This is a genomic window from Cryobacterium levicorallinum, assembly GCF_004402405.1.
Taxonomy (GTDB): domain Bacteria; phylum Actinomycetota; class Actinomycetes; order Actinomycetales; family Microbacteriaceae; genus Cryobacterium; species Cryobacterium levicorallinum.
Map to the genome: position 1 here is coordinate 33195 of NZ_SOFE01000008.1, position 19308 is coordinate 52502.

The window sequence follows — 19308 nt, forward strand, 5'->3', positions numbered from 1 at the left end:
ATGACAGCCCAGAATTCCCGAACGACTGGGTCAGTCAGCACCGGATCAGTCACACTCGTGGGCGGGGGCCCCGGCGCCGCCGGACTGCTGACCGTCGCAGCAGTGACGGCCATCGCTCAAGCGGATGTCGTGTTGTTCGACCGTCTCGCCCCGAACGACGAACTCGCCCTGCTCGCGCCCCACGCGGTCCTCATCGACGTCGGCAAGCGCGCCGGCAGCCATCCGGTCTCGCAGACCGGCATCGAAGAACTCATTGTCGAACATGCCCTGGCTGGCAAGCGCGTGGTGCGGCTCAAGGGAGGCGACCCCTATGTCTTCGGGCGCGGCAGCGAAGAAGTTCTGGCTTGCCACCGCAACGGCATTCCAGTGACCGTGATTTCCGGCGTCACCAGTGCGATCGCCGTTCCGGCGGCGGCGGGAATCCCGCTCACCCACCGCGGCATCAGCCACGCGTTCACCGTGATCAGCGGCCACGCGCCGCTCACCGACAACGAGCTCGAGGGTCTCACTCTGCTCGGCAGCACCATCGTCGTGCTGATGGGAGTCGGCACGTTGCCGACCCTGAGCCAGGGCCTGCTCCGCCACGGCATGCCAGTCGGCATGCCGGTGGCGATTATCGAGCGCGGCTTCAGTGCCACCCAGCGCACGACCGTGAGCACGCTCGGGACGGTGCTGGCCGATGCGGCCGCGGCCGGCGTACGCAGCCCCGCCGTGCTGGTCGTCGGCGAGGTCGTACGCCTCGCGTTCAGCGGTGACGCGGCCGCGAACGACCTCGTGGCCCGCGCCGCCGAATTTTCGGTGACCGACTGATGGCGGCGACGAACGACGGGGCCGAGGCTGCTTCGGGAGGCGAGCCGGCGGAATCCGCTTCGCAGCTGCCGGCACCGGACCGGCAGGCGCAGCACGTACGCCTGCCGGGAGCGACCGAGCCCATTGAGGTCGCTGCCCCGTTTCTGCAGCCAAACCAGCTCGAGGGATTTCGCATCGGCGTGACCAGTGATCGCCGCTCAAGCGACCTGATCGACGCCTTCGAACGACGCGGCGCGCGGGTCGTTCACGCACCGACGCTGCGCATCGCCCACTCGCAGCAGGATGGCCCGCTGCTCGACGATACCCGCACCATGATCGCCGCGCGGCCCGATCTACTGCTCGCGACGACCGGCTACGGCGTACGGCGCTGGTTCGAGGTGGCCGAGGCCGACGGAATCGGCTCCGAACTGACCGATGCGCTCGCCGACACCACGATTCTGGTGCGAGGGCCCAAGGCCCGCGGCGGCATTCGCGCAACCGGGCTCAATGACTCTGGAATGAGCGATTCAGAGACGACCGCCTCGCTCGTTGACAAGGTTTTGGCCGAGTATCCGCCGGGACTGACCATCGGAATTCAGGTGCACGGGGCCACCGATGAGGTACAACTCGACCGGCTGCGCGCCGTGCATCAGCGTGTGCTCGTCGTGGCGCCGTACCGCTGGATTGCCATGGACGACAGCGACGCGCGCGTCTACAAGCTTGTCGAGGCCATCTGCTCCCGTCAGCTGGACTGCGTCACCTTCACGAGCGCCCCGGCCGTGCACGCCCTGTTCACCGCGGCAGAGGGAATGGATGTCTACCCCGAGCTGATTGCAGCGTTACAGACTCAGGTCTGCGCGGCCGCCGTCGGACCGGTGACCAGTGCGCCGCTGATTGCCGCGGGGATCGCGCCGATTCAACCGACCCGGTTTCGCATGGGCGCGTTGATTCGCCTGGTTTGCGAACACCTGGAACAGAACATGGTCGAGCGCATCGAAACCCAGAACGGACTCTTGCAGTTGCGTGGTTCGATCGTGCAGATCGGCGAGGAACGCGTGCAGCTTCCCCCGACGGCACTCGCCATTCTGCGCGCTCTCGTGCGGGCGCGCGGAGCGGTCGTCTCCCGCGAAGACCTCGCGCTGGCCGGCTACTCCGACGATCACGCCATGGAGGTATCGCTCAGCCGCCTGCGGCAGACGCTCGCCGTGCCCGGACTGGTTGCAACCGTGGTCAAACGAGGCTACCGGCTCAACGTGTAGGCCGGGCGGTACCACTCGTGACCGGCGCCTCGCCCTGCGCGGGAACTGCGCCAGTACGCGGGAGTTGCGCCTCCCGCGCAGCGGCGCAAGTCCCGCGCCCTGTGAATGGAGCGCGTTACGGGCGGTCGGTCTCGAGAGCGGATGCCGCGGCATCCGTTTCAGAGACCGGTTCGGCCACGGCGTCGGCTGCAGCATCGGCCGGGTCCTCGGGCAGCTCTTCGAGCAGTCCGGGCGGCGGGGTGATGGTGACGATGCCGGCCTTCACATCGACGCTCGGCACGATGGCCTTCACGAAGGGGATCATGACGTCGCCGGTGGGCGTCTTCACGATCAGCAGATCTTGCGCGGGCATGTGCTCGAGGCGACCGATGGTGCCGATGCGCACACCGTCACGCATGACGGCGAGCCCGACGAGCTGGTGGTCGTACCAGGCGTCTTCTTCATCCGACTGCTCGGCGACGTCCGCGTCGATCCAGAGGATCGCCTTGGCGAGCGTTTCTGCCGTGGAGCGGTCGGGAACATCCTTAAAAAAACCGACCGCGTGCTGGTTATACCAGCGCAGCTCGACGAGTTCAATCGTCTTGCCGTGCCAGGCCGACCCGGTCGGAACCTGCAGGGTGAACACGGCGCCCGGGACGAAACGTCGTCCCGGGTCATCCGTGAACAGTTCGAGCTTGATTGCTCCCTTGAGGCCGTGAGCCTTAGTCAGGCGCCCCACCCGTAATTGCTGGGTGCGGTCCTTCTCGCTATCGTTCACCGTCGTGTCGTTCACTGAACTAGAAATCGGTGTCGACGACGTCGACACGTACGCGTCGACCATCGGCCAGAGCCGCAACGAGGGTGCGCAGGGCCTTGGCTGTGCGACCGGCACGACCAATGACCCGGCCGAGATCCTCGGGGTTCACACGAACCTCGAGCACCTCGCCTCGGGGCGAGTTCTTTTCTGCAACGTGCACATCATCGGGGTGATCAACGATCCCCTTGACGAGGTGTTCGAGCGCGGGAGCAAGCAACAGTTACGCCTCTTCGGTTGCTTCGGCAGCAACCTCGGGGGCCTTGACGACCGGCTTCTCGGCCTTGGGCTTGAGAACCGGCTTCTTCTTCTCGTCAGCGACGAAAGCGACCTTCGGTTCCTTCACCTTGACGGTGTTCTTAGCGTTCTTGTCGCCCTTGAAGATGCCCCAGTCGCCCGTGAGCTTGAGGAGTGCAGCAACCTGCTCGGTCGGCTGAGCGCCGACGCTCAGCCAGTACTGCGCACGCTCGGACTTGACCTCGATGACCGAGGGCTCCTCCGTGGGGTGGTAGATGCCGATTTCTTCGATGACACGACCGTCGCGCTTGGTGCGCGCGTCGGCAACGACAATGCGGTAGTACGGTGCACGGATCTTGCCCATGCGCTTCAGACGGATTTTGACAGCCACAATTCTCCAGTGTTAATTCGTTGTTTGGCGAACCTTGGGCCGTGAGCGTGGGGGCACACTCGGCATAAGCTCTATAGGATCACGTTGCACCGAGATAGAGGGTCGGGCACAACGGATCGCGACTAATCATTCTGTCAGAGATTGCGGGCATTGTGATAATCGGACCTCAACGACTTTTACCGGCCCACTCAAGGAGCCCCCGTGCCACTGGAATTCGCCCGATCCGCCCGATCCACCGTGGGCATCGAGTGGGAGGTCGCCCTCGTCGACCGCTCGACCGGCGATTTGGTCAATATCGCCGACGTAGTGCTCGACGCCCTGCGCGGCCCCGACGGCTCGGCCCACCCAACGATCACCGGCGAGCTGCTGCTCAATACGGTCGAGCTGGTTTCGGGCGTGCACACCACCGTAGGCGGTGCGGTAGCGGATGTCGCCGACCAGCTCGGCGAGGTGCGCCGCGTGCTTTCGGGACGCGAGGTCGACCTGATCTGCAGCGGATCGCATCCGTTTGCGCAGTGGTTCGACCAGACCGTCACCGACAAAGCCCGCTATCACAAGCTCATCGACCGCACCCAGTGGTGGGGCCGCAATATGATGATCTGGGGAATCCACGTGCACGTCGGCATCGAGGACAAGGCCAAGGTCATTCCGATCATGAACGGCCTGCTCACCTACGTGCCACACCTGCAGGCGCTGAGCGCGTCGAGCCCGTTTTGGGCCGGGGTCGACACGGGCTATGCCAGCAACCGCTCGCTCATGTTCCAGCAGCTGCCGACCGCTGGATTGCCCTGGGACCTGCCCGATTGGGAAGCCTGGGAGCGCTACGTCGACGACATGGCCGTGACCGGCATCATCGAGGACGTCACCGAGGTGCGCTGGGATATTCGCCCGTCGCCGCGCTGGGGCACAATCGAGATTCGAGTCTGCGACGGCGTCTCGACGTCCGTGGAGCTCGGCGCGATCGCCGCGTTCATCCAGTGCCTGGTCGAGTGGATGTCCACCCGCCTCGACGCGGGGGAAGACGTTCCGCGCATGCAGCCGTGGTTCGTGCGCGAGAACAAGTGGCGGGCCGCCCGCTACGGGCTCGACGCCGAGATCATCCTCGATGCTGCGGGCGCCGAATGCCTGGTAACGGATGATGTGCGTCGCCTCATCGAGACCCTCTCCCCCGTCGCCGAGCGGCTCGGCTGCCTGCCGGAGCTGCTCGGACTGCACCGCATCATCGATGAGGGCGGGAGCTACCAGCGGCAGCTCGCCGTCGCGGCCACGCATGACGGCAGCCTGCCGGCGGTGGTTGCGGCGCTCAGCCACGAGCTCGCGGAGGGGCTCGGGAGCTAGCGCGTTGGCTGCACGCGCGCCCAAGCCGTGCGGTCGCCACGCGCCGGTTCGCTGCACGGGCGCCCCTTGTTGGCTCGCGCGCGGCGCACACCAGCCGCGCAAGCAGCGCGGGGCCGCGCAGCAGCATCCGCTCGGGTCAGGCGTTCTTGCTGTCGCGCCAGGCCAGCCAGTCGGTGGCCTGGCCGAGGTCGTAGTCGGGGCCAAAGATTCCTACGGTGAACAGGCGCGTGCCGAGGTCGTAGAGCGCGTCAGCGTCGTCCACCGTGCGGCCGCGCAGCTCGGTGGAGATCTCGATCTCGCTCAGGTCGCGGCCGACCTCGTCGCACCAGGCGCCGAGTACTCCGAGCTTGTGCTCGAGCACCTCGGGGTTGGAGAACGAGTGCCAGATATCGGCGTGCTGGGCGACGATGCGCAGGGTTTTCTTTTCGCCGCCACCGCCGATGAGCACCGGGATGTCGCGGGTGGGCGGCGGGTTGAGCCTGGCCCAGCGGGCCTCGATGCGGCCCAGGCTGGCATCGAGGGCGTTCAGCCGAGTGCCGGGAGTGCCGAACTCGTAGCCGTATTCCTGGTAGTCGCGCTCGAACCAGCCCGCGCCGGTGCCGAAGATGAAGCGACCGCCGCTGATGTGGTCGATCGTGCGCGCCATGTCAGCCTGCAGGTCGGCGTTCCGGTAGCTGTTGCAGTTGACCAGGGCGCCGAACTCGAGGGTCGTGGTCTGCTCGGCCCAGGCGGCGAGGATGGTCCACGACTCGAAGTGCAGACCATCGGGCTCGCCCGTGAGCGGAAAGAAGTGGTCCCAGTTGAAGGCGATGTCGGCGCCTCGGGCCTCGACCTCGGTGAGGGTGTCGCGAATCTTGGAGTATTGGGCGTGCTGCGGGGCGATCTGCACACCGATGCGCACGTTGTGGTTCGCCGTCGAAGTCATGCGTCCAGCCTAAGACCGCCCACGGTTCGTGCCCCGGCGCCCAGGCCCCCGGCCTCCAGGCCTCCAGGCCTCCAGCGCCGACCGAAGGCCACTGCACGCGCACAACTCCTGCCATTTCTTCGGCGATCACCGCAGATCCCAGTAATTTGCACGGAACGGGCTTCTGGCGCTCACGATTTGCAGGAGTTACGCGCGGTCCACGGACTCAGCGAGCAGATTGGGCCCACCTTCTGCGACCGGGCCCGGGCCCGGAAACTGGGCCCATGATCCATCAAGGGCCCGCTTCCGTAAGGCGGGCCCGGCCCACCAAAGGCTTTCCCCAAACGGATACTACCGGCCGAGCATTTTCTGCAGCGCGGCCATTTCCTCTTCGGTGGGGCCGCCGGCCTTGCCCTTACCCGGCTGGGCGCCGGAGCCGAGGCCGAAACCGGAGCCGGCGGCATCCGCTTTGGAAGACTCACCGGCAGACTTAACGCCCGAGGCAATCGCGGCGTTCTCGGCAGCGCGCTTGGCTGGGTTGCCCGACTTGGAGCCCTTCTTCTTGGCCACCTGCTTGGGCTTGCCGCCGTAGCCGGCACCGGGAATGGGGCCCATGCCGGGGATATTGGGCATACCACCCTTGGCGACTGTCTTCATCATCTTGGCGGCCTGTTCGAAGCGCTGCACAAGCTGGTTCACCTCGGTGACGGTCATGCCCGAACCCTTCGCGATGCGCATGCGGCGCGATCCGTTGAGCAGTTTCGGGGTGGTGCGTTCAAGCTTGGTCATCGACTGGATGATGGCCTCGGTGCGCACGATCTCGCGCTCGTCGAAGTTCTCGAGCTGCGCCTTCATGGCGCCGGCGCCGGGCAGCATGCTCATCATCTTCTTGATCGAACCCATGTTGCGCAGCTGCTGCATCTGGCCGAGGAAGTCGTCGAGGGTGAAGGAGTCGGTCGCGAACTTCTCGGCGACCTTGCGGGCCTCGTCCTCATCGAAGGCACCCTGCGCCTGCTCGATCAGGGTGAGGATGTCACCGAGGTCAAGGATGCGACCGGCCATGCGGTCCGGGTGGAACGGCTCGAAGTCGTCGAGTCCTTCACCGGTCGAGGCGAACATGATCGGGCGTCCAGTGAGCGAAGCGACCGACAGGGCGGCGCCACCGCGGGCGTCACCGTCGAGCTTGGTGAGCACGACGCCGGTGAAGTCGACGCCGTCCTGGAAGGCCTTCGCCGTGGCGACGGCGTCCTGGCCGATCATGGCGTCGATGACGAAGAGCACCTCGTCTGGATCGATCGCCTTGCGAATGTTGGCGGCCTGCTTCATGAGCTCCGCGTCGACACCGAGACGTCCGGCGGTGTCGACGATGACGACGTCGTGAACCTTCTGCAGGGCGTACTTCACGCCGTCGCGGGCGACCTTGACCGGGTCGCCGACACCGTTTCCGGGCTCGGGCGCGTAGACGGCGACACCGGCCTGTTTAGCGACGACCTCGAGCTGGGTGACCGCGTTGGGGCGCTGCAGGTCGGCGGCGACGAGCAGCGGGGTGTGGCCGTCTTTGGCGAGCCACTTCGCGAGCTTGCCGGCGAGGGTGGTCTTACCGGCACCCTGCAGGCCCGCGAGCATGATGATGGTCGGCGGCTTCTTGGCGAATTCCAGCCGGCGCTGCTGGCCGCCGAGAATCGTAATGAGCTCGTCGTTGACGATCTGCACAACCTGCTGGGCCGGGTTCAGCGCCTTGCTGACCTCGTCGCCGAGGGCGCGCTCGCGCACCTTGCCGGTGAAATCCTTGACGACCTCGAGGGCGACGTCGGCGTCGAGCAGGGCGCGACGGATCTCACGAACGGTGCCGTCGACATCCGCTGCGCTGAGCTTGCCCTTGGTGCGGAGGTTTTTGAACGTCTCGGCAAGACGATCTGAGAGGTTTCCAAAAGTTGCCATGATGCGTTTAGTTTAACCGGTGGCTGCTGCTACTTCGAAACGGATGCTGAGGCGCGGTTCCGTCAAATTCGGGCGAGCGTCAGTTCTGCGCCGCCACACTCGGTGCAATCAGCCGCTCGACCGCACGAACGACGTTGGCTCGGCGAACCGCGATTGCCGTCACGTCCGGAGGAGGGCCCCCGTGCGCGAGCACCGCCCCGGGCTCGTGAACCCAGGCTGAGGCGATGCCGAAGATGAGCGTCATGAGCTGCACCGGTTGCCAGGAAGCATCGACCCGACCGGCTGTCTGTGCCAAGCGGATGCGCCGCACCTGTTCGTCCCGATAGCCCAGCATGACCTCGAGGGCCGGCAGCCAGGTACCATCGGTCTCGAGGCGGGCCCAGTCGATCATGCGCAGGTGGTCACCGTGCAGCATTCCGTGATCGAACAGCGCTCCGGCGAAGGCCGGCACGTCATTGTCGGTGAGCACGGCATCGCTCGCGAACTCGCGCAGGTTGAGCTCCAACACCTCGAGGAACAGCTGCTGCTTGTCGGAGTAGTAGGCGTAGAGGCGTTCCTTGCTCGCCGCGGCGCTCTTGGCGATGCGGTCGATGCGGGCCCCGGCTAGTCCGTAGGCGGCGAATTCGGTGCGCGCCGCCTCAAGAATGCGGGTCTGGGGGTCTGCTCCGTCGCGTGCCATGTTTTCACTATAGTTTACAAAACAAACTAGTTCGTTCGGTTTGCACGATAGAGTCATTGTTATGCCCGGTATCAGTACAAACCAGTCCAGTTCTGCCCCGCCCGCGTCGGCGGCCACCGCGCCCCACCCACGAAAGTGGTTGCTGCTGGCCATCGTGGCGCTCGCCCAGCTCACCGTCGTACTCGACGGAACCATCGTGAACATCGCGCTCCCCCAGGCACAGACCGCGCTCGGCATGAGCGACGGCGAGCGCACCTGGGTCGTCACGCTGTACTCGCTTGTCTTCGGCGCGCTGCTGCTGCTCGGCGGGCGTATTGCCGACTTCTGGGGCCGCAAACGCTCCTTCATCGTGGGCATGGCCGGGTTCGCCATTGCCTCGGCCCTCGGCGGCGCCGCCCAGAGCACCTGGGAGCTACTCACCGCCCGCGGCCTGCAGGGCCTGTTCGCCGCGCTGCTCGCGCCAGCCTCGCTCGCCCTGCTCACGGTCAACTTTCCCGGCGGCAAGGACCGCATCAAAGCCTTCGCCGTCTACGGCGCGATCGCCGGCGGCGGCGCGGCGGTCGGCCTCATCCTCGGCGGCGTGCTCACCGAGTACGCAAGCTGGCGCTGGTGCCTCTACGTGAACGTGCCGATCGCCATCGTGGCGATTGCGGCCGCCATCCCGGTCGTTCGCGAGAGCAAGGCACACGGAAATACCCGATATGACGTGCCGGGGAGTATTCTCGTGGCACTCGGCCTCGGATCCCTGGTATTCGGCTTCGCGCAGGCCGAGAGTGGGTGGGCCAGCTCGCCCGTGCTCGTTTGCCTCCCGCTCGGACTGGTGTTGCTCGTGCTGTTCGTGCTGGTGGAAAAGCGGTCGAATCATCCGCTGCTGCCGCTACGCATTATGGCAAACAAGGTACGCGGCGGAGCCTTCCTCACGGCGCTGCTCTCGGGTGCTGCGCTGCTCGGAGGGCTGCTGTTTCTCACCCTGTACTTTCAAATCGTGCTGGGCTACACCCCGATTCAGTCCGGGCTGGCTTCCCTGCCGATGACCGCGACGATCATGATCGGTGCCGGCGTGCTGTCGAAGTTTCTGGCGCGTACCGGCGTGCGCATTCCGATGACCGTCGGACCGATCGTCGGCGCGGCCGGGCTGCTCTGGATGACTCAGATCACGGTGAACGGCAACTATTCGCTCGAGGTGCTGCCGGGGCTCATTCTGCTCGGCGCCGGACTCGCCATGATCTTCGTGCCGCTGCAGAACGTGGCTCTGTCGGGAATTGCCGAGCATGATGCCGGTGCGGCGAGCGCTGCCGTGACTGCGATGCAGCAGATCGGCGGTTCGCTCGGAACCGCCCTGTTCACCGCGCTGTACACCGCTGCCGTGAGTTCGTACCTGATCGGTAAGGTTCCCACCGAAGTCGTTCAGCTGGGCGCTCTCGTGAGCGGATACCAGTCCGCCTTCCTGTGGGCGGCCATCATTATCTTCGCGGCGGGGCCCATCGCCTTCTTCCTGGTGCGCCCGCGCAAGGAAGACCTGCTCGGCGCGGGGCAGGCCGCACACCTCGGGTAGCCCGGTTCGGGGCTGCCGGCGCTCACCTGGGCCCACCCTAAGGAACCGGGCCCACGATAGATCATGGGCCCGGTTTCCGGGCCCGGGCCCGGAAATGATGGGTTAGCTGTCCAGGGTTACCTGGACGGTGTCGCCGTGTACGTCGATTGTCACGACTAGCAGGCCGTCGGTGTCGTCGGGGCTGATGGCGTATTCGAGCACCGCGAAGTGCGCTTCGCTGCCGGCGCGGTGCGGGTGAAAGCCGATGCGCTGCAGGCGCAGCGAACGCAGGAAGTCAATCTGCTGGTCGCCGGAATCCCAGATGATGGCGTTTTCGATCGCTTCCTGGTCCATTTCGTCGAGCTGCTCGGCGATGTACTGGCTGGTCACGGAGACCTCGGCCGACAGATCAGCGACGAGGGATTCCCGCACCTGGGAGTCGAGGTCCTCCATCGACCCGATCATGGCCGCGGCGATATCGAGCGCTTCGGCGGTGACCGAATCTTCGTCGGGCGAGCTGAGGTCGATCTCGACGCTCTGGTCTCCGAGCTCAGCCGACTCCGACCAGTACACCTCGCCCTCGTCTTCGTCCCCGAGAATTCCGAAGAAATCGTGTTCGATGCTCATAGTGCTCCTCTTAAATTCTTCATCAGCCGACGAGTTTTTGCGCGAACACGTGCGGGGTGAAACCGGTGAGGTCGTTGATGCCCTCACCCTGCCCGACCAGCTTGATCGGAATGCCGGTCTTTTCCTGCACGGCGAGCACGAAGCCGCCACGCGCTGAGCCGTCAAGTTTGGTCAGCACGAGCCCGGTCACCCCGGCGTGCTCGATGAACGCCTCGGCCTGGGCAAGCCCGTTCTGACCAGTCGTGGCATCGAGCACGAGCAGCACCTCGGCGATCGGTCCCTGCTTTTCGACGACCCGACGAATCTTGGTCAGCTCGTCCATCAGTCCGCCCTTGGTCTGCAACCGCCCGGCGGTGTCGATGAGCACGATCTCGATGCCCTCGTTCTTCGCCTTCTCGACCGTCTGAAAGGCGACGGAGGCCGGATCCTGGCCGGTCATCTGCGGCTTCACGATCTGCGCCCCGGCTCGTTCGGCCCAGGTCGCCAGCTGCTCGACCGCCCCCGCCCGAAAAGTGTCGGCCGCGCCGATAACGACGCTGCGACCGTAGGTGTGCAGAAACTTGGCGAATTTGCCGATCGTGGTGGTCTTCCCCACGCCATTGACGCCGACGACGAGCACGATGGCCGGCCGTTCGGAGAGGGTCAGGGTGGAGTCGAGAACGGACAGCCGCTCTTCAATTCCTTCGCGCAGCATCCGCTGTAAATCGGCAGGGTCGGTCGTGTTGTACTTGGCGACCTTGGCACGCAGGTCGGCGATGACCGACTCGGTGATATTCGGGCCGAAATCGGCCTGCAGCAGGGCGTCCTCGAGGTCGTCCCAGGTCTGCGCGTCGATGGTCTTCTTCGTGAACATTCCGCGCAGTGCGCCGGAGAGGGACCAGGGGGTGCGTTCAGCCATGTCCCTAGCCTACGGGGGCGCCGCCGCCTTGCGCGCGGCGAGCGGCACCAGCTTGTCCCCGTGGCAGCAATGGCCGGTGAGCGGCACCAACCAAGCGGATGTCCGCGACACCACTCAGGCGCCGCCGTCATCCACTGCCCGGAAGGCGCGCCGAGTACCCGGCGGTCTGTGTGACGCTGCGTGACAGTGTGTGACAGCACGTGACCCTCGGCTGCGACATTGCACCGTGGTCGCAGTAGCGTTGGCGGGGTCGCTGCGATCGAAATCATTGGAGCGGCGCCGCAAACCGAGGGAGCCGACGTGCCGAACGAAACCGAGACGGTGCCCACCGTCACGACGGGGGCCGAGAACGCTCCGGCGGCAGCCACCAAGCTGGCAGCAGCTCGCTCGCCGCGGCCATCCACCCGTCCGAACGGCCAGTGGAAGATCGACGGCACCGAACCGCTCAACGGCAACGAGGTCTGGAAACAGGTCGACAATGGCCTCGCCGTGCGCGGCCGCATCGAGCAGATCTATTCCAAGCAGGGTTTCGACTCGATCGACGGCACCGACCTGCACGGCCGTTTTCGCTGGTGGGGCCTCTACACGCAGCGCAAGCCCGGCATCGACGGCGGCAAGACCGCCACCCTGGAACCGGAAGAGCTCGAAGACCGCTACTTCATGCTTCGGGTGCGCATCGACGGCGGCCAGCTCACGACCGAACAGGCCCGTGTGATTGGTGAGGTGTCCCGCGACTTCGGCCGCGACACCGCCGACCTGACCGACCGCCAGAACATTCAGCTGCACTGGATCCAGATCGAGGACATGCCCGAAATCTGGCGCCGCCTCGAAGCCGTCGGACTCGAAACCACCCAGGCCTGCGGTGATGTGCCGCGCGTGTTCCTCGGCTCCCCCGTGGCCGGCATCGCCGCCGATGAACTCATCGACCCGACCGAGTCGATCAACGAGCTTGCCCGCAAATATCTCGGCACCGACGAATTCGCCAACCTGCCGCGCAAGTTCAAGACCGCCATCACCGGTCACCCCAGCCAGGACGTCGTGCACGAGATCAACGACATCGGCCTCGTGGCCGTGGAGCACCCCGAACTCGGCATCGGCTACGATCTCTGGGTCGGCGGCGCGCTCAGCACCACCCCGCGTCTGGCCGAACGGCTCGGAGCCTTCGTCGCTCCCGACCAGGTGTCCGAGGTTTGGCGCGGCGTCGTCTCCATCTTTCGGGACTACGGCTACCGCCGCCTGCGCGGCAAGGCCCGCCTCAAGTTTCTGCTCGCCGAGTGGGGCACCGACAAGTTCCGTCGTATTCTCGAAGACGAATATCTCGGTTATACCCTGCCCGACGGCCCTGCCGCACCGCGCCCGAAGACGCAGGGCGACCACATCGGTGTGCACAAGCAGAAGGACGGCCGCTTCTACATCGGGCTGGCCCCCTTCGTCGGTCGTATCTCCGGTCAGACCCTCACCCGTGTCGCCGACCTGCTCGAAGCCCACGGTTCGAGCCGACTGCGCACCACGCCGCACCAGAAGCTCGTCGTGCTCGACATCGCCGAAGAACACGTCGAACCCCTGATCGCGGCCCTCGACGAGATCGGGCTGTCGGCCCGCCCGAGCCTGTTCCGCCGCTCGACCATCGCCTGCACCGGCATTGAATTCTGCAAGCTAGCCATCGTCGAGACCAAGCAGACGGCAACGGATGCCATCCTCGAGCTGGAGAAACGGCTCGCCGGAATCGATGCCCCGCACCCGATCAGCCTGCACGTGAACGGATGCCCCAACTCCTGCGCCCGCATTCAGACTGCGGACATCGGGCTCAAGGGCCAGCTGCTGCCCGACGGCAACGGCGGGTCCACCCCCGGCTTCCAGGTGCACCTCGGCGGCGGCCTGGTCTCCGCTGACCGTGACGAGGCCGGCCTCGGCCGTACCGTGCGCGGCCTCAAGGTAACCGCCGAGAACCTCGCCGACTATGTCGAGAGCCTCGTGCTGCGTTTCCTGGCCGCCCGCACCGACGACGAAACCTTTGCCCAGTGGGCGCACCGCGCCGACGAGGAGGACCTCAAATGAGCGCCATCAATCTGAACGCGGTCAAACAGGCCGCGGCATCCGTTGCCCGTGACCTGCCGCCGCGCCGACCTGCCGCCGAACTGCAGGCCCTCGCCGAAGCTGGCTCAGCCGAACTCGAAGCGGCCGCAGCAGCCAACGGGCGCGAGGCCACCGCTGCGGAGGTCGTGGCCTGGGTCGCGCGCAACTTCGGCGCCGACAGTGTCGCCGTCGCCTGCTCCATGGCCGACGCGGTACTCCCCGAGATCGTGTCGAAGCAGCTGCCCGACGTCGACGTGCTCTTTCTCGATACCGGCTACCACTTCGCCGAAACCTACGAGACCCGCGACGCTGTCGCCGCCGCCCTTCCGGTGACTGTCGTTGACGTGCTGCCGCTCACGACAGTTCCGGAGCAGGACGCCCTGCACGGCGCCGAACTGTTCGCCCGCGACCCCAACTCCTGCTGCGCCATGCGCAAGGTGGAACCGCTACAGCGTTCGCTCGGCGACTACGAACTGTGGTTCACCGGTGTGCGCCGCGACGAAGCCCCTACCCGCGCCAACACGCCCCTGGTCACCTGGGACGAACGCAATGGCCTGGTCAAGGTCAACCCGGTCGCCGCCTGGAGCTACGACGAACTGATGGATTACGCCACCGAGAATCACGTGCCGGTGAACGTACTCCTGTCGCAGGGCTACCCCTCCATCGGCTGTGCCCCGTGCACCCAGCCCGTCGCGGCGGGAGCCGATCCCCGTTCCGGCCGTTGGGCCACCCTCGAGAAGACAGAATGCGGGCTCCACCTATGACTACCACGACGGCACACCGCCTTTCCGAACTCGACGTGCTCGAGAGCGAAGCCATCCACATTATTCGTGAGGTCGTCGCCGAGTTCGAGCGGCCCGTGCTCATGTTCAGCGGCGGCAAGGACTCCGTCGTGGTGCTGCACCTCGCCGCGAAGGCCTTTTGGCCGGGCAAGATTCCCTTCTCGCTGCTGCACGTGGACACCGGCCACAACTTCCCCGAGGTGCTGGAGTTTCGCGACAAGACCGTCGCAGCGCACGGGGTGCGCCTCACGGTCGCCAAGGTCGAGGATTACGTCGCCGACGGCCGTCTCGCCGAACGCGCCGACGGCACCCGCAACCCGCTGCAGACCCTCCCGCTACTCGACGCCATCGCCGCCGGCCGGCACGACGCTGTCTTCGGTGGCGCCCGCCGCGACGAAGACAAAGCCCGCGCCAAGGAACGCATCCTCTCCCTGCGCGACGAATTCGGCCAGTGGGACCCGCGCAACCAGCGCCCCGAACTGTGGAACCTCTACAACGGCCGCCACACCGTCGGCCAGCACGTGCGCGCCTTCCCGATCAGCAACTGGACCGAACTCAACGTCTGGCGCTACATCGAACGCGAAAACATCGAGCTGCCCCCGCTTTACTACGCCCACGAGCGTGAGGTCTACCGCCGCGACAATATGTGGCGCTCGGTCAGCCCGGTCAGCCTGCCCCGTGCCGACGAAACCGTCGAAACGCGCACGGTTCGGTACCGCACGGTGGGTGATATGAGCTGCACCGGTGCGGTCGACTCGACCGCAGCATCCGTCGCCGATGTCGTGCGCGAAGTGGGCGTTTCCACCATCACCGAACGAGGCGCAACCCGCGCCGACGACCGCATTTCAGAGGCCGCCATGGAAGACCGCAAGAAGGAAGGATACTTCTGATGCGCGTCCCCATCTCCGCGGTCGGCGTCACCCTGGCCGTGACGCTGCTGCTGAGCGGATGCTCCGGCGCGGCCTCCGCCACCGGGCCGGTCCAGGAAATCCGACTCGGCTACTTCGACAACCTCACCCATGCCCCGGCCTTGGTCGGCATCGAGCAGGGATTCTTCGCCGACGCCCTCGGCGAAACGACCCTGACCGCCCAGGCTTTCGGTGCCGGTCCGGCCGCGATCGAGGCGCTCAGCGCCGGTGCTATCGATGCCGCCTACGTCGGTCCGAGCCCGGCCATCAACACGTTTGTTCAGAGCAAGGGGCAGAGCGCGGTGATCGTGGCGGGTGCCACAATCGGCGGCGCCGCCCTCGTCGTGCGCGACGGCATCGACTCCCCCGCCGACCTCGCCGGCACGACTCTCGCCTCCCCTCAGCTCGGCAACACGCAGGACATTGCCCTCCGCTCCTGGCTCGAGGACGAGGGTTACGAGACCAGCACGACCGGTGGCGGCGACGTGACGGTCACCCCGACCGACAACGCCCGCGCGCTCACCCTGCTGCAGAGTGGGCAGATCGACGGCGCCTGGCTGCCCGAACCTTGGGTCTCTCGGCTGGTGCTCGAAGCGGATGCTCACGTGCTCGTCGAAGAATCATCCCGGTGGCCGAAGGGCGAATTCCCCACGACCGTGCTGCTTGTCGGTGCTGATTTCAATCGCGACCACCCGGAAACGGTGCGGGCGCTGCTCGAGGGACACACGGCATCCATTGCCTGGCTGAACGAGCACCAGGCCGAGGCGGCCGGCGTGATCAACGCGAAGCTGACCGCCGACACCGGCAAGCCGCTCGCCGACGCGGTCATCGAACGCGCATTGGTCGGCCTGCACTTCACCAATGACCCCCTGGCCGGCACTTTTCCGGTCTCGCTGAAACGAGCAGTCTCTGCCGGCCTCGCAAAAGACGGCGACCTCAATGGCTTGTTTGACCTGACCCAGCTCAACGGCATTCTCGCCGCAGCGCAAGGCGCGCCTGTTTCGGCCGCCGGACTCGGAACGGAGTAATCGCATGACCCTCACCATTGACACCCAGGACCTCACCACGGAAGCCGCCGTCGCCGCCCCCGAAGGCACCCTGTTCCGCTTCGCGACGGCCGGTTCGGTCGACGACGGCAAGTCCACCCTGGTGGGCCGGCTGCTGCACGATTCGAAGGCGATCCTCGCCGACCAGCTCGAAGCCGTCACCCGCACGTCCACCGAGCGTGGCTTCGGCGGCGAGAGCGGTGGCATCGACTTCGCCCTGCTGACCGACGGCCTGCGCGCCGAACGCGAACAGGGCATCACCATCGACGTGGCCTACCGCTACTTCGCGACTCCCGCCCGCTCGTTCATTCTCGCCGACTGCCCCGGCCACGTGCAGTACACCCGCAACATGGTCACCGGCGCCACCACAGCGGATGCCGTCATCATGCTCATCGACGCCCGCAAGGGCGTGCTCGAGCAGACCCGCCGGCACCTCAGCGTTGTCGCCCTGTTGCGCGTGCCGCACGTAATCGTCGCGGTCAACAAGATCGACCTCCTCGATTACAACGAGGCCTCCTTCCGTGAGGTGGAGGCGAGCGTTCGCTTGGTCACCGCCGAACTCGGCCTCGGTTTTGACTCGCGTGCGGAGGTCCACGTCATTCCGGTGTCGGCCCTGGTCGGCGACAACGTCGTCGACCGCTCCGAGCGCACCCCCTGGTATGCCGGTCCGAGCCTGCTCGAACTGCTCGAAACCCTCACCGTGATCGACGACCTCGACGATTCCGGGCGCGCCACCGAGGCGTTCCGCCTGCCGGTTCAGCTCGTGCTGCGGCCGCAGGGCGCGGTCGTCGTCTCCCCGGAACTGGCCGATTCCTACCGCGACTACCGGGCATACGCCGGGCAGGTCGCGAGCGGCAGCATCAAGGTCGGCGACATGGTGAGCGTCGAGCCCGGCGGCGGCACCAGCACCGTCACCGGTATCGACTTCGCCGGAGTGCAGCTCGACGAGGCCTTCGCGCCCCAGTCGATCGCGCTGCGCCTGGCCGACGACCTCGACATCGCCCGAGGGGCCGTCATCGCGGCCGCAGGCAGCCTGCCCCCGGTCACCCGCGCCCTCGAAGCCGATTTGTTCTGGCTCGACCCGCGTCCGCTCGCACCGGGAGCCCGCGTGCTCCTGAAGTTCGGCACGACCGTCGTGCAGGCCCTGATTCGCGAGGTCACCGGCCGCCTCGACCTCACGACCCTCGGCGTCGAACCCGCCACCAGCCTGGCCGTGAACGATATCGGGCAGGCCAACATCCGTTTGTCGCGCGATTTGCCGGTGGAACGCTATGCGCAGAATCGTCGCTCCGGGGCGTTCCTCGTCATTCACCCGCAGGACGGCGCAACCCTGGCCGCCGGTATCGTCACCGCGCCGGGCGAGCCCACCCGCGCCGGCGACGGCTCGGGTGCCGGGTCGGACGTGTCGCCGTGACCTCCCTGACCAGCGTGTCTGTCGCCCCGGCCCCGACCGCGCTCGAACCCGTCGCGATCACGATCGATGGCCTCGGTAAGCGCTACGGCACCGGTCCGCTCGTGCTCGATGACATCAACCTGTCGATCGAAGCCGGCCAGTTCGTCTGCCTGCTCGGGGCAAGCGGATGCGGAAAGTCCACGCTGCTCAACATCATTGCCGGCCTGGAGAAACCCACCGAGGGCGCCGTCACCGTGGCGAGCGGCAAGGCCGCCGTCATGTTCCAGGACGCAGCGCTGTTTCCGTGGCTGACGGCCGGCCGCAACGTGGAGCTGGCCCTGAAACTGCGCGGGGTTCCGCGCAAGGACCGCCGAGCGGATTCCCTCGAACTGCTCGACCTGGTCAACCTCGCCGATGCCGCCGACAAACGCCCGCACGAACTCTCCGGGGGTATGCGGCAGCGGGTCGCCCTGGCCCGCTCGCTTGCGCAGGACCGCAAGGTGCTGCTGATGGACGAACCCTTCGCCGCGCTCGACGCCATCACCCGCGACCTGCTGCACGAAGAACTCGAACGGGTCTGGCGCCAGACCGGCCGCACGATCGTGTTCGTCACCCACAACGTGCGCGAGGCCGCACGGCTGGGACAGCGCATTCTGCTGATGTCCTCACGCCCAGGCCGCATCGTCAACGAATGGACCATCACCGACACCGGCTCCCGCCGGATCGAGTCCCCCGAGGTCGCCCGCCTCGGTGACGAAATCACTGACCAGCTGCGCGAGGAGATCCGCCGCAATGCCGCTTGATGCTCGCACCGACACCATTCGTGGCGGAGCAACCAACGACCCGAGCCACGACGAACTGCGCCGCCTCGAAGCCGGTTTGGATTCGCTGCAGGCCGTTCCCGAAACGCCCCGCGGCGCCTTTCGCCGCACCCTCGACGGTGTCCTTCCCCCGATTCTGCTGCTCATTGCGCTGGTCGCGGCCTGGCAGGTTTACATTCTCATCGTCAAACCCCGGCCCGACCTCACTCCCGGCCCCTTAGACGTATTCGATTCCCTCGTGAGTGCCTGGTCGAGCGACCGCCTGCAACTCGCGGTATCGACGAGCCTCGAGCGCGGCGGTCTCGGCTTTCTCATCGCCATCGCCATCGGCACCCCGATCGGGCTGCTAATCGCGGAGTGCCGCCCGGTGCGGCGTGCGCTCGGACCGCTGCTCTCCGGCTTGCAGGTGCTCCCCTCGGTCGCCTGGGTTCCCGCCGCGATCATGTGGTTCGGCCTCACCGACGCCACGGTGTACTTCGTCATTCTGATGGGCGCTGTCCCCTCGATTGCCAATGGGCTCGTCTCGGGCGTCGACCAGATTCCACCGCAGCTGCGCCGCGTCGGCACGGTACTCGGCGCCTCGCACCTGCAGATGGCGACCCTCGTGGTGTTGCCCGCCGCCCTGCCCGGCTATTTCTCCGGCCTCAAGCAGGGCTGGGCCTTCGCCTGGCGCTCACTCATGGCCGCCGAGATCATCACCATGGGTGGCACGATCGGCTTCGGTCTCGGTTCCATGCTGCACCAAAGCCGCGAGCTCGCCGACCTGTCCGGGGTGCTCGCCACGATCCTGGTGATTCTGTTCGTCGGAATCCTGGTGGAACTCGTGATCTTCGCCCCGATCGAGCGTCGCCTGCTGCGCCGCCGCGGACTGATGGCCGCTGGCCTGCGCTGA

At 66.5% G+C, this 19308-nt stretch carries 19 protein-coding genes; 11 read left to right on the forward strand and 8 right to left on the reverse strand.

Annotation, left to right across the window (positions count from 1 at the left end):
- On the forward strand, positions 1-810 hold the full coding sequence (gene cobA, locus E3O11_RS04115) for a uroporphyrinogen-III C-methyltransferase (RefSeq protein WP_092449224.1): 810 nt from the start codon (positions 1-3) through the stop codon (positions 808-810).
- Positions 810-2048, forward strand: a complete 1239-nt coding sequence (locus E3O11_RS04120; RefSeq protein WP_092449225.1) for a uroporphyrinogen-III synthase — start codon at positions 810-812, stop codon at positions 2046-2048. Before cobA ends, E3O11_RS04120 begins: the two co-directional genes overlap by 1 nt.
- A 115-nt stretch (positions 2049-2163) precedes the next feature.
- Here the strand turns inward: E3O11_RS04120 and rimM are convergent, their stop codons facing one another.
- From rimM to rpsP, 3 genes are read right to left on the reverse strand one after another with little or no spacing between them, the layout of a single operon-like run.
- A complete protein-coding gene (gene rimM / locus E3O11_RS04125) occupies positions 2164-2820 on the reverse strand; it encodes a ribosome maturation factor RimM (protein WP_233195299.1) in 657 nt (218 codons plus the stop codon).
- A 4-nt stretch (positions 2821-2824) separates the two neighbouring features.
- Positions 2825-3061, reverse strand: coding sequence for an RNA-binding protein (locus E3O11_RS04130; protein WP_035879344.1), 237 nt, complete (start codon positions 3059-3061; stop codon positions 2825-2827).
- A gap of 3 nt (positions 3062-3064) precedes the next feature.
- Positions 3065-3469, reverse strand: a complete 405-nt coding sequence (gene rpsP, locus E3O11_RS04135; RefSeq protein WP_092449227.1) for a 30S ribosomal protein S16 — start codon at positions 3467-3469, stop codon at positions 3065-3067.
- Between the two features lie 201 nt (positions 3470-3670).
- Here rpsP and E3O11_RS04140 point away from each other — a divergent pair, with 201 nt between their 5' ends.
- Positions 3671-4807 (forward strand): glutamate--cysteine ligase, encoded by a 1137-nt coding sequence (locus tag E3O11_RS04140; protein ID WP_092449228.1) that lies wholly within the window; start codon positions 3671-3673, stop codon positions 4805-4807.
- A 136-nt stretch (positions 4808-4943) separates the two neighbouring features.
- On the opposite strand, the gene E3O11_RS04145 is transcribed toward E3O11_RS04140, so the two are convergent.
- The 3 genes from E3O11_RS04145 to E3O11_RS04155 all read right to left on the reverse strand — a co-directional run bounded on the left by E3O11_RS04145 (position 4944) and on the right by E3O11_RS04155 (position 8331).
- Entirely contained in the window at positions 4944-5732 is a 789-nt protein-coding gene (locus tag E3O11_RS04145) for an LLM class F420-dependent oxidoreductase (protein ID WP_092449229.1), read from the reverse strand.
- 330 nt (positions 5733-6062) lie between these two features.
- On the reverse strand, positions 6063-7652 hold the full coding sequence (ffh, locus tag E3O11_RS04150) for a signal recognition particle protein (protein WP_092449230.1): 1590 nt from the start codon (positions 7650-7652) through the stop codon (positions 6063-6065).
- A 79-nt stretch (positions 7653-7731) separates the two neighbouring features.
- Positions 7732-8331: a TetR/AcrR family transcriptional regulator gene (locus tag E3O11_RS04155; protein WP_158251637.1), complete on the reverse strand. Its 600-nt coding sequence runs from the start codon at positions 8329-8331 to the stop codon at positions 7732-7734.
- A gap of 61 nt (positions 8332-8392) precedes the next feature.
- Here E3O11_RS04155 and E3O11_RS04160 point away from each other — a divergent pair, with 61 nt between their 5' ends.
- Positions 8393-9886 (forward strand): MFS transporter, encoded by a 1494-nt coding sequence (locus E3O11_RS04160; protein WP_092449231.1) that lies wholly within the window; start codon positions 8393-8395, stop codon positions 9884-9886.
- Positions 9887-9988: 102 nt separating this feature from the next.
- Here the strand turns inward: E3O11_RS04160 and E3O11_RS04165 are convergent, their stop codons facing one another.
- Positions 9989-10492, reverse strand: coding sequence for a DUF2004 domain-containing protein (locus E3O11_RS04165; protein WP_092449232.1), 504 nt, complete (start codon positions 10490-10492; stop codon positions 9989-9991).
- 22 nt (positions 10493-10514) lie between these two features.
- Complete coding sequence (gene ftsY, locus E3O11_RS04170; protein WP_092449233.1) at positions 10515-11390, reverse strand: signal recognition particle-docking protein FtsY; 876 nt, start codon at positions 11388-11390, stop codon at positions 10515-10517.
- 321 nt (positions 11391-11711) lie between these two features.
- Here ftsY and E3O11_RS04175 point away from each other — a divergent pair, with 321 nt between their 5' ends.
- From E3O11_RS04175 to E3O11_RS04205, 7 genes are read left to right on the forward strand one after another with little or no spacing between them, the layout of a single operon-like run.
- Positions 11712-13448 carry a nitrite/sulfite reductase gene (locus E3O11_RS04175; protein ID WP_092449417.1) on the forward strand — a complete coding sequence of 579 codons (1737 nt, stop codon included), beginning with the start codon at positions 11712-11714 and terminating at the stop codon, positions 13446-13448.
- Positions 13445-14230, forward strand: coding sequence for a phosphoadenylyl-sulfate reductase (locus E3O11_RS04180; protein WP_092449234.1), 786 nt, complete (start codon positions 13445-13447; stop codon positions 14228-14230). The genes E3O11_RS04175 and E3O11_RS04180 overlap by 4 nt, the downstream gene beginning before the upstream one ends.
- Positions 14227-15138: a sulfate adenylyltransferase subunit CysD gene (cysD, locus tag E3O11_RS04185; protein WP_233195300.1), complete on the forward strand. Its 912-nt coding sequence runs from the start codon at positions 14227-14229 to the stop codon at positions 15136-15138. The genes E3O11_RS04180 and cysD overlap by 4 nt, the downstream gene beginning before the upstream one ends.
- Positions 15138-16184, forward strand: a complete 1047-nt coding sequence (locus E3O11_RS04190) for an ABC transporter substrate-binding protein (protein ID WP_092449236.1) — start codon at positions 15138-15140, stop codon at positions 16182-16184. The genes cysD and E3O11_RS04190 overlap by 1 nt, the downstream gene beginning before the upstream one ends.
- A 4-nt stretch (positions 16185-16188) precedes the next feature.
- Positions 16189-17616: a sulfate adenylyltransferase subunit 1 gene (locus tag E3O11_RS04195; RefSeq protein ID WP_092449237.1), complete on the forward strand. Its 1428-nt coding sequence runs from the start codon at positions 16189-16191 to the stop codon at positions 17614-17616.
- Positions 17613-18398: an ABC transporter ATP-binding protein gene (locus tag E3O11_RS04200; protein WP_092449238.1), complete on the forward strand. Its 786-nt coding sequence runs from the start codon at positions 17613-17615 to the stop codon at positions 18396-18398. Before E3O11_RS04195 ends, E3O11_RS04200 begins: the two co-directional genes overlap by 4 nt.
- Positions 18388-19308 carry an ABC transporter permease gene (locus E3O11_RS04205; RefSeq protein WP_092449239.1) on the forward strand — a complete coding sequence of 307 codons (921 nt, stop codon included), beginning with the start codon at positions 18388-18390 and terminating at the stop codon, positions 19306-19308. The genes E3O11_RS04200 and E3O11_RS04205 overlap by 11 nt, the downstream gene beginning before the upstream one ends.

Excerpts from the sequence above, each read along its gene's own strand:
- E3O11_RS04155 (WP_158251637.1), bottom strand. The coding sequence starts at position 8,331 with ATGGCACGCGACGGAGCAGACCCCCAGACCCGCATTCTTGAGGCGGCG.
- cobA (WP_092449224.1), top strand. The coding sequence starts at position 1 with ATGACAGCCCAGAATTCCCGAACGACTGGGTCAGTCAGCACCGGATCA.
- E3O11_RS04205 (WP_092449239.1), top strand. The coding sequence starts at position 18,388 with ATGCCGCTTGATGCTCGCACCGACACCATTCGTGGCGGAGCAACCAAC.
- E3O11_RS04190 (WP_092449236.1), top strand. The coding sequence starts at position 15,138 with ATGCGCGTCCCCATCTCCGCGGTCGGCGTCACCCTGGCCGTGACGCTG.
- ffh (WP_092449230.1), bottom strand. The coding sequence starts at position 7,652 with ATGGCAACTTTTGGAAACCTCTCAGATCGTCTTGCCGAGACGTTCAAA.
- E3O11_RS04160 (WP_092449231.1), top strand. The coding sequence starts at position 8,393 with ATGCCCGGTATCAGTACAAACCAGTCCAGTTCTGCCCCGCCCGCGTCG.
- E3O11_RS04165 (WP_092449232.1), bottom strand. The coding sequence starts at position 10,492 with ATGAGCATCGAACACGATTTCTTCGGAATTCTCGGGGACGAAGACGAG.
- cysD (WP_233195300.1), top strand. The coding sequence starts at position 14,227 with ATGACTACCACGACGGCACACCGCCTTTCCGAACTCGACGTGCTCGAG.
- ftsY (WP_092449233.1), bottom strand. The coding sequence starts at position 11,390 with ATGGCTGAACGCACCCCCTGGTCCCTCTCCGGCGCACTGCGCGGAATG.
- E3O11_RS04145 (WP_092449229.1), bottom strand. The coding sequence starts at position 5,732 with ATGACTTCGACGGCGAACCACAACGTGCGCATCGGTGTGCAGATCGCC.
- E3O11_RS04120 (WP_092449225.1), top strand. The coding sequence starts at position 810 with ATGGCGGCGACGAACGACGGGGCCGAGGCTGCTTCGGGAGGCGAGCCG.
- E3O11_RS04195 (WP_092449237.1), top strand. The coding sequence starts at position 16,189 with ATGACCCTCACCATTGACACCCAGGACCTCACCACGGAAGCCGCCGTC.
- E3O11_RS04180 (WP_092449234.1), top strand. The coding sequence starts at position 13,445 with ATGAGCGCCATCAATCTGAACGCGGTCAAACAGGCCGCGGCATCCGTT.